At 39.9% G+C, this 12,686-nt stretch carries 16 protein-coding genes; all 16 read left to right on the top strand.

The window, feature by feature from the left end; genetic code table 11:
* Nucleotides 1-3: 3 nt before the first annotated feature.
* The 16 genes from ABVJ71_RS04715 (at nt 4) to ABVJ71_RS04640 (ending at nt 12,611) form a co-directional block, all read left to right on the top strand.
* Nucleotides 4-435: a transcriptional regulator GutM gene (locus ABVJ71_RS04715; protein ID WP_353855840.1), complete on the top strand. Its 432-nt coding sequence runs from the start codon at nt 4-6 to the stop codon at nt 433-435.
* A gap of 18 nt (nt 436-453) precedes the next feature.
* On the top strand, nt 454-984 hold the full coding sequence (locus ABVJ71_RS04710) for a PTS glucitol/sorbitol transporter subunit IIC (RefSeq protein ID WP_353855839.1): 531 nt from the start codon (nt 454-456) through the stop codon (nt 982-984).
* Nucleotides 985-997: 13 nt separating this feature from the next.
* A complete protein-coding gene (locus tag ABVJ71_RS04705) occupies nt 998-2,008 on the top strand; it encodes a PTS glucitol/sorbitol transporter subunit IIB (RefSeq protein ID WP_353855838.1) in 1,011 nt (336 codons plus the stop codon).
* A gap of 26 nt (nt 2,009-2,034) precedes the next feature.
* Entirely contained in the window at nt 2,035-2,391 is a 357-nt protein-coding gene (locus ABVJ71_RS04700; RefSeq protein ID WP_353855837.1) for a PTS glucitol/sorbitol transporter subunit IIA, read from the top strand.
* 133 nt (nt 2,392-2,524) lie between these two features.
* The gene (locus tag ABVJ71_RS04695; protein WP_353855836.1) at nt 2,525-3,307 is read left to right on the top strand and encodes an ABC transporter ATP-binding protein; all 783 of its coding nucleotides are present in this window, start codon (nt 2,525-2,527) and stop codon (nt 3,305-3,307) included.
* Nucleotides 3,308-3,380: 73 nt separating this feature from the next.
* Nucleotides 3,381-3,617 (top strand): YlmC/YmxH family sporulation protein, encoded by a 237-nt coding sequence (locus ABVJ71_RS04690; RefSeq protein ID WP_353855835.1) that lies wholly within the window; start codon nt 3,381-3,383, stop codon nt 3,615-3,617.
* A gap of 274 nt (nt 3,618-3,891) precedes the next feature.
* On the top strand, nt 3,892-4,686 hold the full coding sequence (gene pgeF / locus ABVJ71_RS04685; RefSeq protein ID WP_353856558.1) for a peptidoglycan editing factor PgeF: 795 nt from the start codon (nt 3,892-3,894) through the stop codon (nt 4,684-4,686).
* A 6-nt stretch (nt 4,687-4,692) separates the two neighbouring features.
* Nucleotides 4,693-5,382 (top strand): YggS family pyridoxal phosphate-dependent enzyme, encoded by a 690-nt coding sequence (locus tag ABVJ71_RS04680; protein ID WP_353856557.1) that lies wholly within the window; start codon nt 4,693-4,695, stop codon nt 5,380-5,382.
* 1 nt (nt 5,383) lies between these two features.
* Entirely contained in the window at nt 5,384-5,842 is a 459-nt protein-coding gene (locus ABVJ71_RS04675) for a cell division protein SepF (RefSeq protein WP_353855834.1), read from the top strand.
* A gap of 6 nt (nt 5,843-5,848) precedes the next feature.
* The gene (locus ABVJ71_RS04670; RefSeq protein ID WP_353855833.1) at nt 5,849-6,130 is read left to right on the top strand and encodes a YggT family protein; all 282 of its coding nucleotides are present in this window, start codon (nt 5,849-5,851) and stop codon (nt 6,128-6,130) included.
* Nucleotides 6,131-6,184: 54 nt separating this feature from the next.
* Entirely contained in the window at nt 6,185-6,961 is a 777-nt protein-coding gene (locus ABVJ71_RS04665; protein ID WP_353855832.1) for an RNA-binding protein, read from the top strand.
* 26 nt (nt 6,962-6,987) lie between these two features.
* Nucleotides 6,988-7,482: a DivIVA domain-containing protein gene (locus ABVJ71_RS04660; RefSeq protein WP_353855831.1), complete on the top strand. Its 495-nt coding sequence runs from the start codon at nt 6,988-6,990 to the stop codon at nt 7,480-7,482.
* Between the two features lie 355 nt (nt 7,483-7,837).
* Nucleotides 7,838-10,603, top strand: a complete 2,766-nt coding sequence (ileS, locus tag ABVJ71_RS04655) for an isoleucine--tRNA ligase (protein WP_353855830.1) — start codon at nt 7,838-7,840, stop codon at nt 10,601-10,603.
* Between the two features lie 160 nt (nt 10,604-10,763).
* A complete protein-coding gene (locus tag ABVJ71_RS04650; protein WP_353855829.1) occupies nt 10,764-11,138 on the top strand; it encodes a TraR/DksA family transcriptional regulator in 375 nt (124 codons plus the stop codon).
* Between the two features lie 94 nt (nt 11,139-11,232).
* Nucleotides 11,233-11,700, top strand: a complete 468-nt coding sequence (gene lspA, locus ABVJ71_RS04645) for a signal peptidase II (RefSeq protein WP_353855828.1) — start codon at nt 11,233-11,235, stop codon at nt 11,698-11,700.
* Nucleotides 11,697-12,611, top strand: coding sequence for an RluA family pseudouridine synthase (locus tag ABVJ71_RS04640; protein WP_353855827.1), 915 nt, complete (start codon nt 11,697-11,699; stop codon nt 12,609-12,611). Before lspA ends, ABVJ71_RS04640 begins: the two co-directional genes overlap by 4 nt.
* The last annotated feature ends 75 nt before the right edge of the window (nt 12,612-12,686 follow it).

Genomic DNA, 12,686 nt, shown 5'->3' with positions numbered 1-12,686 from the left:
GCTATGGAAAAGTTAGCCATTGTACTTTGCATCATCCTCATTGTGCAATATGGTTTATCTTTTTTTCAAATCAAGTACTACCGAAAAAGCATGGATACACTTATTGATGATTATAAAGGGAAACAAGGTTATCACTTATTTTCAGGAATGGAGAGGCGCAAATTTGGTCCTGGGGCCATTGCGTTCATCATTGTCGATGAATCATTTATCATTCAAAAATGTCATGTGCTTGGCGGGATTTCAATCTTATCGAAATGTAAGGAAGTTCCTTCATATGAAGGCAAGCATGTAGGCGCTGTGCTGGACGAGCACCATATGATGAAGCAAACATTGAAAAAACGCAAAAAAGGATCTGCAGTGCTGCAAGCGATCTCAATGGCAGCCGAGCAGGCACTTGTATCCATCTCGAAAAAAAATATAACAAATGTGAACTAAAGAAAGGGGAGATGAAACATGGAATGGATTCAATGGTTTGGGGAGCATTTTATCGGAATGTTTGAAGCCGGCGGAAAGCAATTCATGAGTCTTATGACAGGTATCGTTCCAACGCTTGTTGTCTTACTTACTTTTACCTATGCAGTCATGAAGTTTATTGGAGAAGAGCGAGTCAATAGAGCCATCCAGTTTGCAGCAAAATACACGATTTTACGCTATACATTAATGCCGATTCTATCCGTTCTTATTTTGACAAATCCAATGGCTTATACGTTTGGTCGTTTCTTGCCTGAAAAACAAAAACCAGCATTCTATGATTCGGCTGTTTCATTTGTTCATCCCGTTACATCACTGTTCCCGTATGCAAATGCAGGAGAACTGTTTGTCTATTTAGGAATTGCGAACGGAATTAAAGAGGCAGGATACTCGATGTCAGAGCTTGCTGTTCGTTACTTTTTAGTCGGGATTGTTGTCATTTTACTACGTGGAATCATGACTGAATGGATAACAAAATATTTAGCAGGAAAAATGAAAGCGAATTCACAATAGGGGAGGGTTAGACATGACAAACCACAAAGTATTTGTTTCAAAAGGTGCTGGCGGATGGGGAAAAGGGTTAGAGATTGAACCAACCGGTAAAAGAAGAAAGGTCGTTTCGATTACAGGGGGCGGTATTCACCCCGTTGCACGCAAAATTGCTGAAATGACAGGTACAGAAGCATATGATGGCTTTAAAAACTCAATTCCAGAAGATGAAATGATGTGCGTTGTCATTGACTGCGGAGGAACGGCACGAATTGGGCTTTATCCAATGAAGCGTATCCCGACAGTAGATGTGTTAGCATCCTCTCCTTCTGGACCACTTGCAAAACATATTACAGATGATATCTTCGTATCAGGAGTAACAGAAAAAGATATATCCTATGCTGAAGCATCTGATGGTGAGATGAAGACAGAAAGTCAAGAGACTGGCGAGACGATTGACAGGGAGAAGGTTAAAGAAACGTATTCAAAGTTAAAACAGGAAAATATCGAACGTCAGGAAAAAGGAAATTTCCTGATGAGATTCTCAAGAGGGATCGGGAAAGTAACCGGAACGTTTTATCAGGCGGGTCGTGATTCTGTTGATATGCTTTTGAAAAATATTATTCCATTTATGGCATTTGTCAGTATGTTAATTGGAATTATTAATTATACAAAAATTGGTGATCTCATCGCCCATTTCTTATCACCTTTGGCAGGTTCTTTATGGGGGCTCTTACTACTCGTTGTTATCTGTACATTGCCATTTTTATCACCTGTCTTAGGACCTGGAGCCGTTATTGCACAAGTCATTGGTGTTCTTATCGGAAGTCAAATTGCACTTGGCAACATTCCGCCACAATTTGCGCTTCCTGCATTATTTGCCATTAATGGTCAAGTAGGGTGTGACTTCATTCCTGTTGGTCTATCACTTGGTGAAGCAAAGCCGGAAACGGTACAATATGGCGTACCAGCTGTTTTATATAGCCGCCTCATTACAGGGGTCCTATCTGTTGTAATCGCATACGTTGCCAGCTTCGGTATGTATTAAACGCATTAAAGGAGGAATCGAGATATATGGTGACACAATCTGTTGTAAAAGAAATTGGGATCTTAGTCCCGCAGTTTAAAGAAGATAAGCTGATTGTTTTATTTGGACCAGCAGCGCCGCAAGAACTAAAGGACATGTCTGTCATTCATGAATTCGAGCACTTAGAAGAAGAGCCGCTGAAACTAGGCGGAACCATTCAAGTGGGCGAACAAACGTACACAATCACTGCATTAGGTAATCAAGCAAATGAAAACTTTAAAGAACTTGGCCATATTTCGATTTACTTCCAAGAGCCGTTTGATGATGTATTACCTGGAGCTGTTTTTGCATCCCCGCATACGTTTCCTGACATAAAAGAAGGCGTACGCATTAAAATTTCATAATAAAGAAAAGAAGCTGTTCCTTCAATTAGGAGCAGCTTTTTTATGATAGGTTTACTGAAATGTTTATTTAAGATATGCTGTAGACAGTAATTATTCGTATATTCTGACTATTTTGATGCAGGAGGAAAATGTCGTGTCACTTGAATTAAAGGATGTTTCTTTAAAACGAAATGGGAAATGGATATTGCACCATGTAGACTGGCAAGTAAAGGAGAAGGAAAACTGGGTGCTTTATGGGTTAAATGGTGCTGGGAAAACCGCTCTTTTGAATATGTTGTGTTCGTATTATTTTCCGACATCAGGTGAGATGACAGTTTTAGGACATGTATTTGGAAAGGAGGCACTCGGTGAGAAGCTGAGGAGGAAGATAGGTCTCATCTCCGCAGGTCTTGAAAAGAAACTACATGCAGAAGATCATGCTTTTGAGATTGTATTAAGCGGAGCATTTGCTTCTATTGGGCTTTATGAATCACCAACCGATTGTATGAGAGAGAAAGCGATTGATCTTTTAAAAGCCTTTGGATCATTCAAGTATGCCAATCGCACGTATGAAACCCTCTCGCAAGGTGAAAAACAAAAGGTATTGATTGCGAGAGCTTTAATGAATAATCCCGAACTGCTGATATTAGATGAACCAGTAACAGGTCTTGATTTTTTAGCAAGAGAACAAGTGTTAGAAACGATCTCATCTATTGCATCAAAGCCTGATGCCCCAACTTTACTATATACGACCCATCATGCTGAAGAGATTTTACCGATTTTTCAGCACACTTTATTATTACAAGAAGGAACTGTCTTTGCTAAAGGAGATACTAAACAAATATTGACAAGCGAAGTGCTTTCATCCTTTTTTAATTGTCAAGTTGAGGTAATGTGGAGTAATGGCCGGCCTCACTTAAGTAAATTGCAGCCTTGAGAAACAATTGGTATGCGTTCAAGCTTTTCCATCATACATATTATAGTAGAAAACGAAAGGCGGGGAAGGAAAGATGATGAGTATCTCTGAATTTCAAATCAAGGATGTCGTCGATGTGTCCAGTGGGAAAAAGCTTGGTACAATTGGCGATATTGATATCAATGTCACAAGCGGGAAAATCCAAGCCATTATTATTGGCGGCACAGGTAAAATGATGGGATTTTTCGGAAAAGAAGAGGAAATGATCGTCCCATGGCGAAATATAGTAAAAATTGGCGAAGATGTGATTCTTGTCCGATTGTCTTCTTAAAATGATATAAACCCTCTATGAATCGTTTCATTCTCTTTATCATTTCTTCACCCAGCAAACAATGCCTTTTTTGATTAAAAAGATTACGTTTTCATATCAATTTGTAAAAAAACATGAAGAAAGGGCACATTTGAGTGTATTATTTAATGAATCCTACTAACTGTTTGTGCATTTCTTGTGGTAAAATAGGAGCGATATTAAGAGAGAGAATGAAAGGCGGGAGGTAGCTTTGAAACACATACGTGACCCCTTTCGGCTGAAAACGCCTTATGCAATGACAATTCATGATTGGACGAACATGAGGTGTTCTGGTAGAGAGGTTATAGCCGGATTTACGACCAAAAATGGTGGCTTTAGCCTTTCCCCATATCAATCATTGAACACTGGACTCCATGTAGGAGATGATGCTGCCAGTGTCCAAAAGAATCGTCAAGTCATAGCAGAGGAAACCGCTATGCCGCTCTCTAATTGGGTATTTGCCGACCAAACCCATGAGGATCACATCATGAAAGTCACCAAAGAGCAAAAGGGAAAAGGAAGCCTTCATTATCATGAGGCCCTGCCTAGAACAGATGGTCTATATACCTCTGAAAAAAACATGATGCTCGCTCTTTGTTTTGCTGACTGTGTTCCGCTTTATTTTCTAGCGCCCCATGAAGGACTTATTGGAACGGCTCATGCCGGCTGGAAAGGAACTGTCAAGCAAATTGGCGCAAAAATGGTTGATGTATGGAGCAGTCAGGAAGGTGTGCTAGTCGATCATATACAGGTTGTGATTGGTCCATCGATTGGCATTTGCTGCTACATAGTAGATGATGTCGTTATAGATCAAGTAAAAGAGCTTCCTTTTCCAGCAGAGGATGTGTATTCCGAGATTTCAGTGGGACAATACAAAATTGATTTAAAAACATTAAACAAAAACGTATTGCTTCATGCAGGAATAAAAGAAGAAAACATATATGTCAGTTCGATGTGCACAAGCTGTAGCGATCAGCTTTTCTTCTCACACCGGCGTGATCAAGGGAGAACTGGACGTATGATGTCTTTTGTCGGGTTTAAGGAGGCATAAGTGCAATTGAAAGTACGAGAGAAATTCAGACAAATAAATGAACAAATAAACGAAGCATGTAAAAGAGCAGGGAGAAATCCAGAGGATGTATCTGTAGTGGCTGTAACGAAATATGTCTCGATCGAACGTGCCATTGAAGCCAAAGAAGCAGGAATTGTACATTTTGGTGAAAATCGTGACAGAGGGCTGCTTGAAAAACAAGCTGCCATAACCGATGAATGCATTAACTGGCACTTCATCGGCAGTTTACAGACAAGAAAAGTGAAATCTGTCATTCATACGATTGACTATTTACATTCGCTTGACAGAATTTCCCTTGCGAATGAAATTGAAAAAAGAGCAGATCACACTGTTCGCTGTTTTGTTCAAGTGAACACATCTCTTGAGGAGTCGAAGCACGGCTTGAAAAGTGAAGAAGTGATACCGTTTGTCAGGCAGCTAGCTGATTTTAAACATATTGAAATCGTTGGATTGATGACGATGGCTCCATTTACAGATGATCATGCTGTGATCCGAAACTGCTTTAAAACACTAAGAAGCCTTCAAGAAGAGGTAAAACATCTAAACCAAGAAAATGCACCTTGTCAGCATTTATCTATGGGGATGTCAAACGATTTTGAAATTGCAATTGAAGAAGGTGCGACATTTGTTCGGATTGGCTCTTCACTTGTCGGAAATGAAACAGGAGGTGCGTGACATGAGCATAAAAAATAAGTTTAAAAGCTTTTTCACACTTGATGATGAAGAATATGAATACGAATATATTGATGAAGACAGAGAACCAGTTCAAGAAGAAAAAGGAACAAGAGATAAAGCAGCATTTCAAGAGCGTCCGCAAACTGGAAAACAAAATGTTGTCAGCTTGCAAAGCGTGCAAAAATCCTCTAAAGTGGTGTTAAGTGAGCCGCGTGTTTATGCAGAGGCGCAAGAGATTGCAGACCATATTAAAAACAGACGTGCAGTCGTCGTTAATTTGCAGCGGATTCAGCACGATCAAGCAAAGCGAATTATCGACTTTTTAAGCGGCACTGTTTATGCAATCGGTGGAGACATTCAACGTATTGGCTCGAATATATTCCTCTGCACACCTGATAATGTGGATGTATCTGGCACAATATCAGAACTATTGACAGAGGAAGAACCTCAGAGGTGGTAAATCAAAGTGATTCTAGATTACATTTTTAACATTTTACAGACTGTGTTAACGATTTACTCATATGCGATTATTATTTACATCTTTATGTCATGGGTACCTTCTGCCAGAGAAACAGCAATTGGCCACTTTTTGACATCCATTTGTGAACCGTATTTAGAACCATTTCGTAAAATTATTCCGCCAATTGGCATGATTGACATCTCGCCAATTGTGGCATTGTTTGTGCTTCACTTTGCATCATATTATGGATTAAGCGGTCTTTATCAAATGCTTGCTCGTATCATTTAATACGGCTGCCAGGCTTGGCAGAGGCCAAGCCCTTTTACATAAAAGGGGAACAAAATGAGCGATATATATCAACATTTCAGAAAAGACGAACAGCCATTTGTCGATCAAGTGTTAGGTTGGAAAAAAATTGCACTCGATCAATATCGATTAAAACTGACAGACTTTCTTGATCCGCGTGAGCAGTTTATTACTCAATCAGTGATCCAGCATTCAGACGAACTCGGTCTTATGTTTTTTGGTGGGTACGATGAAGCGGAACGAAAAAGAGCCGTCATTTATCCTGAATATTTAAAGCCGTCTCTTGAGGATTTTGAGCTATCTTATTTTCAGGTGAACTATGCGAAAAAGTTTATATCCATTGAACACCCGAAACTCCTCGGATCACTCATGGGAATCGGCTTGAAACGTCAAAAGTTCGGGGATTTGCTATTTTCTGAGGAATCTGTACAGTTTATTTGTACAAGCGATGTAGCTGATTTTGTTCGAACTCAGCTAACGCATGTTGGAAGAGCTGCAGTTTCATTAGAAGAAATTGATCAGACGCACATAAAGCCTGTCATCAGCAGGACAGACATCAAAGAAGATACGATTTCTTCCTTGCGGCTGGATGCTGTCTGTGCTGCTGTCAGCAGACAATCTCGTCAAAAAGCACAACTTTTGGTCAAAAATGGTCTGGTCAAAGTGAACTGGAAAGTCACAGAAGATCCTTCTTTCACAATCGGCGAAGGAGATCAGCTCTCTGTCCGAGGATTTGGCCGGTTTAGTTTGAAGACAATTGAGGGTAAGACGAAAAAAGATAAATTTAAAGTAACATTTGAGCTTCTGACATAACGAACTTGAAACTGGAGGTGGCCAGGTTGCCATTAACACCTAATGATATTCATAATAAAACGTTTACAAAAAGTTTTCGTGGTTATGACGAAGATGAGGTGAACGAGTTTTTAAGCCAAGTACGCAAAGATTACGAAATCGTATTACGTAAAAAGAACGAGCTTGAAGATAAAGTAAATGAGCTTGATGAAAGATTAGGTCATTTTGCAACAATTGAAGAGACCTTGAACAAATCCATTCTTGTGGCGCAAGAAGCGGCTGAAGATGTAAAGCGTCATTCTGATAAAGAAGCGAAACTAATTATTCGTGAAGCAGAGAAAAATGCAGACCGTATCATCAATGAAGCGCTCTCTAAATCAAGAAAGATTGCAATGGAGATTGAGGAGCTGAAGAAGCAGTCGAAGGTCTTTAGAACTCGTTTCCAAATGCTCATTGAAGCACAGCTCGATCTTTTGAAAAATGATGATTGGGATCATTTGCTGGAATATGAAGTCGACGCTGTCCTTGACGAAAAAGAATAATCCGTTATCTTGACATGACGTGCACACGTTGCATATAATACCATCATAAATGCACAAGAGATAAACGTTTGAAAGGGACACTCGCAGCTGTTTTATGCGTAATAAAGCGAATCAGGGATGGTGGAAGCCTGACATTACGAAGCGCTGCAATGAGATCACCCCTTTAGTTCCTTTTCTGAAATGAACCAGTAAGAAAAGGCGTCTAATCACGTTACGATTTTTGAGTGGATGAACGATCATTTATCGTTGATCTAAAAGGGTGGTACCGCGAGACAAGTCTTCTCGTCCCTTATGGGATGAGAGGGCTTTTTTTATTGTTTTTCTTTAATCTGAATTTGCATTTGGAGGAATAGATATGAACTACAAAGACACCTTATTAATGCCGAAAACAGAATTTCCGATGAGAGGGAACTTACCAAACAAAGAGCCTGAAATTCAAAAAGAATGGGCAGAAAAAAATATTTATCAAATGGTATTGGAGCGAACAAAAGGGCGCCCGACATTTATTTTGCATGACGGACCTCCATATGCGAATGGTGATATTCATATGGGACATGCGCTAAATAAAATTCTAAAAGATTTTATTGTTCGTTTTAAGTCCATGAATGGCTTCCATGCACCTTACGTACCGGGCTGGGATACACATGGCTTGCCGATTGAAACAGCGCTTACCAAAAATAAAAAAATTAAAAGAAAAGAAATGTCAACAGCAGAATTCCGTAAACTTTGCGAAGAATACGCTTGGAAGCAAATTGAAGGTCAGCGCAATCAGTTTAAACGACTAGGTGTAAGAGCAGATTGGGACAATCCATATGTGACATTAAAGCCTGAATACGAAGCTCAGCAAATTCTTGTATTTGGTGAAATGGCAAAAAGAGGATACATTTATAAAGGATTGAAGCCAGTCAACTGGTCTCCTTCAAGTGAATCAGCACTAGCTGAAGCGGAAATTGAATATAAAGACAAACGATCACCATCTATTTACGTTGCATTTAAAGTGAAAGATGGAAAAGGCGTACTTGAAAATGGGGAACAATTTATCATTTGGACGACAACCCCTTGGACGATTCCTGCAAACCTTGGCATTTGTGTCCATCCTAATCTTGAGTATAGTGTGCTGCAAGTAGGAGATGAACGATACGTCGTTGCATCTGAGCTTGCTGAACAAGTGGCAACAACGATCGGTTTTGATGAATACGAAGTCGTTAAAACAGTAAAAGGAATAGAACTTGACAGAGTCGTTGCAGAGCATCCGATTTACGGAAGAGATTCTCTCGTTATGCTTGGTGATCACGTGACAACTGATGCGGGAACAGGCTGTGTACACACTGCACCAGGTCACGGGGAAGATGACTTCATTGTGAGTATGAAATATGGTCTTGAGGTGTTATGTCCAGTAGATGAAAAAGGTGTCATGACAGAAGAAGCACCCGGTTTTGAAGGATTATTCTATGAAGATGCAAATAAAGCCATTACAGAACAGCTTGAAGCAATAGGTGCACTGAAAAAACTCGACTTTATTACGCACTCTTATCCGCATGACTGGAGAACGAAAAAGCCAACCATTTATCGTGCGACAGCGCAGTGGTTTGCATCAATTAAAGACTTTAGAGAAGCTTTACTAGATAATATTAAAGAAACGAAATGGGTTCCAGCATGGGGCGAAACGCGCCTGTTCAACATGGTGCGTGACAGAGGTGACTGGTGTATTTCAAGACAGCGTGTATGGGGAGTGCCAATTCCAGTCTTCTATGCGGAAAATGGAGAGCCGATCATAACAGATGAAACGATTCAGCATGTGTCTCAATTATTTAGAGAGCATGGTTCGAATATCTGGTTTGAAAAAGAAGCAAAAGAATTACTGCCAGAAGGCTTTACGCATCCAGGTAGTCCAAATGGCAAATTTACAAAAGAGCAAGACATTATGGATGTATGGTTTGACTCAGGTTCTTCTCATCAGGCCGTTTTAGAAGAAAGAGAAGATCTTGTTCGCCCGGCAGACCTTTATCTTGAAGGATCTGACCAATATCGAGGCTGGTTTAACTCATCATTATCAACATCGGTGGCTGTCACTGGAAAAGCACCTTATAAAAGTGTGCTAAGTCATGGTTTTACACTTGATAAAGAAGGACGTAAGATGAGTAAATCATTAGGAAATACAATTGATCCGACGAAGGTTGCAAAACAGCTTGGTGCTGAAATTCTTAGACTTTGGGTGTCTTCTGTGAACTATCAAGCCGATCACCCGGTGTCTGATGAAATTCTAAAGCAAGTGGCAGAAGTTTACCGGAAAATTCGGAACACGCTCCGCTTCCTGCATGGAAACTTGTTTGACTTTGATCCGGCAGTGAATGCAGTGCCAGTAGTAAAGCTTCGTGAAGTGGATCAATATATCTTGATCAAATTAAACAAACTAGTTGATAAAGTGAAAAAAGCTTATGACGATTATGAATTTGCTATCGTATATCATGCAATTCATAATTTCTGTACGATTGAGCTAAGCTCATTCTATCTGGATTTTGCAAAAGATGTCGTATACATTGAGCATGCAGATCATCCAGACCGCCGCAGCATGCAAACAGTCTTCTATGAAACATTAATGGCCCTAGTGAAACTGATAGCACCAATTCTTCCGCATACAGCAGATGAATTATGGAGCCATCTAACCTTTGTTGAAGAGCCAAGCGTTCAGTTAACAGATATGCCAGAAGGAATAGCGGTTCCTCAAGCTGAAGCAACAGAAACGAAGTTTGATCGCTTTATGGAAGTACGTGATGATGTCCTAAAAGCGCTTGAGATTGCGCGTAATGAGAAAGTAATTGGACGTTCACTTGAAGCGAGTGTCACAATTTATGCGACAGATGAAGTCAAAACTCTTCTAGCGTCCATTAAAGAAGATGTCAAACAGCTCTTTATCATCTCAGAATTGAATGTGGAAGATGAGAAGGATGCAGAGACATCTGCACCCGAATACACATCAGGACGTATCGTTGTTAAAAAAGCCGAAGGAGAACTGTGCGAACGTTCTCGCATGATTTCAAAAGATGTTGGCGCAAATCCGAAATACCCAACATTGTCACTGAAAAACGCAGAAATCGTGGAGAAATATTACCAAAATTAACATCACCAATTGATGAACTAGCGCCCCGTATATTGCGGGGTGCTTTCTTATTTTAGAAAATGACAGCGTTTAGAACGAAAGGAAAAATCTTATGGCTTTAAAGTAAACAGGTGGGGCAACAATATGATTATCACGACAGAGCAGGAGTTGAGTTAGCGACATGAATGGCGATCTACACATGATTTACATGGAACTCCTTCAAATGAAAGATGAATTACAATCAAAACTGTTTGAATATGCATCATTTCGTTCACCTGCTGAACATGTAACAATGAATCACGACAAAACAACAACCCTCCTCTACCATATAAAAGAAGAGCTACAAGATGTTTCGCTTGCTTTAGCAAAAATAGAACAAGGAACATATGGCATATGTGAGAATACAGGTCACACGATTCCACTTGAACAAATGAGTATTTTACCTACAGCACGCACGATTGACGATTTTTTATATCATAAGCAATATGAGAAAAAAGCATTCACCCCATATCCTAATGATTCAAATGATTCGCATTTTGAAGCCTTCCACATGTAGGGAGGTTTTTGTCTGTCAACTAAAGTTTCTTTACTCATTCCTGTTTTCTTGATAAAATGCTTAAAGATCAAAGTATGAAGATGGAGGAACGTGTGTGTTCTATTACATAATCGCATTCGTTATAATTTGTTTAGATCAATTAACAAAATGGCTCATTGTCAAAAATATGATGATCGGCGATTCCATTCCAATCATTGATGGATTCTTTTATATCACCTCTCACCGGAATTCAGGAGCCGCATGGGGAATTCTTCAAGGACAAATGTGGTTTTTCTATGTGATCACACTCGTTGTTATTGCTGGGATTATCTATTATTTAGAGCGGGATGGACAAAAGGACAAGCTGCTTGGAGTCGCACTAGCCTTAATGCTTGGCGGAGCGATAGGTAACTTCATTGACCGAATTTTCCGTCAGGAAGTGGTTGATTTTGCCCATTTTGTGCTCGGGGATTATCATTATCCAATCTTTAATATTGCAGATTCTTCTCTATGTGTAGGGGTTATTCTGCTCTTTATTCAAATGCTGTTAGATGGAAAGAAAAATAAGGAGTCAACTACATGAATCAAATAAACATTGCCGTTTCAGAAGAACAAACGAGTGAACGGCTTGATAAATTTTTAAGCACCAATGAACCAGAGTGGTCAAGAACCCAAATCCAACAGTGGGTAAAGGATGGGCTGATTGAAGTAAACGGGAAACAAGTGAAAGCGAATTACAAAGTTCAAACTGGCGATCAAATCAAAGTGAATATTCCAGAGCCAGAAGCATTAAATATTGAGGCAGAACCAATGGATCTTGATATTTATTATGAGGATAAAGACGTACTTGTGGTGAATAAACCACGAGGAATGGTCGTTCATCCAGCACCAGGCCATGTGTCAGGAACGCTCGTCAATGGTCTTATGGCGCATTGTCATGATCTATCGGGCATTAATGGGGTCATGAGACCTGGGATTGTCCACCGAATTGATAAAGATACGTCTGGGCTGTTAATGGTTGCTAAAAATGATATGGCGCACGAATCATTAGTCAATCAATTGGTTGCCAAGACAGTCACGAGAAAATACACAGCCGTTGTTCATGGCATCATCCAACATGATACAGGGACGATTGATGCACCTATTGGCAGAGACAAAAAAGATCGCCAAAGCATGACTGTCACAAAAGAAAACGCAAAGCAGGCTGTCACTCATTTTGACGTCATCGAACGTTTCAAAGATTTCACGCTTGTAGAATGCCGTCTTGAAACAGGAAGAACTCACCAAATTCGTGTTCATATGAAATATATTGGTTATCCGCTTGCGGGAGATCCCAAATATGGTCCTAGAAAAACGATTGATTTCAATGGACAATTGCTACATGCTGGTGTATTAGGATTTAATCATCCGAGAACAGGAAAATACATCGAGTTTTCCGCACCAATTCCAGATGATATGCAGAATTTTATCGATTCATTAAGAAATAACAATTGACAGGCTGTTTTTTTTCTGAAATAATGAACAAAGACATTGAGATTCTTTAACACAGTCCAGAGAGGCTGAGAAGGA

This window comes from Bacillus sp. Bos-x628 (assembly GCF_040500475.1).
Taxonomy (GTDB): Bacteria; Bacillota; Bacilli; order Bacillales; family Bacillaceae; genus Bacillus; species Bacillus maqinnsis.
Note: the sequence above shows the minus strand (reverse complement) of the source record. Positions and strands in the feature narration are given on the sequence as shown.

Coding starts and splice junctions, on each gene's coding strand:
- ABVJ71_RS04640 (WP_353855827.1), top strand. CDS start 11,697: ATGAATCAAATAAACATTGCCGTTTCAGAAGAACAAACGAGTGAACGG.
- pgeF (WP_353856558.1), top strand. CDS start 3,892: ATGACAATTCATGATTGGACGAACATGAGGTGTTCTGGTAGAGAGGTT.
- ABVJ71_RS04675 (WP_353855834.1), top strand. CDS start 5,384: ATGAGCATAAAAAATAAGTTTAAAAGCTTTTTCACACTTGATGATGAA.
- ABVJ71_RS04650 (WP_353855829.1), top strand. CDS start 10,764: ATGAATGGCGATCTACACATGATTTACATGGAACTCCTTCAAATGAAA.
- ABVJ71_RS04710 (WP_353855839.1), top strand. CDS start 454: ATGGAATGGATTCAATGGTTTGGGGAGCATTTTATCGGAATGTTTGAA.
- ABVJ71_RS04690 (WP_353855835.1), top strand. CDS start 3,381: ATGATGAGTATCTCTGAATTTCAAATCAAGGATGTCGTCGATGTGTCC.
- ABVJ71_RS04700 (WP_353855837.1), top strand. CDS start 2,035: ATGGTGACACAATCTGTTGTAAAAGAAATTGGGATCTTAGTCCCGCAG.
- ABVJ71_RS04715 (WP_353855840.1), top strand. CDS start 4: ATGGAAAAGTTAGCCATTGTACTTTGCATCATCCTCATTGTGCAATAT.
- ABVJ71_RS04665 (WP_353855832.1), top strand. CDS start 6,185: ATGAGCGATATATATCAACATTTCAGAAAAGACGAACAGCCATTTGTC.
- ileS (WP_353855830.1), top strand. CDS start 7,838: ATGAACTACAAAGACACCTTATTAATGCCGAAAACAGAATTTCCGATG.
- ABVJ71_RS04705 (WP_353855838.1), top strand. CDS start 998: ATGACAAACCACAAAGTATTTGTTTCAAAAGGTGCTGGCGGATGGGGA.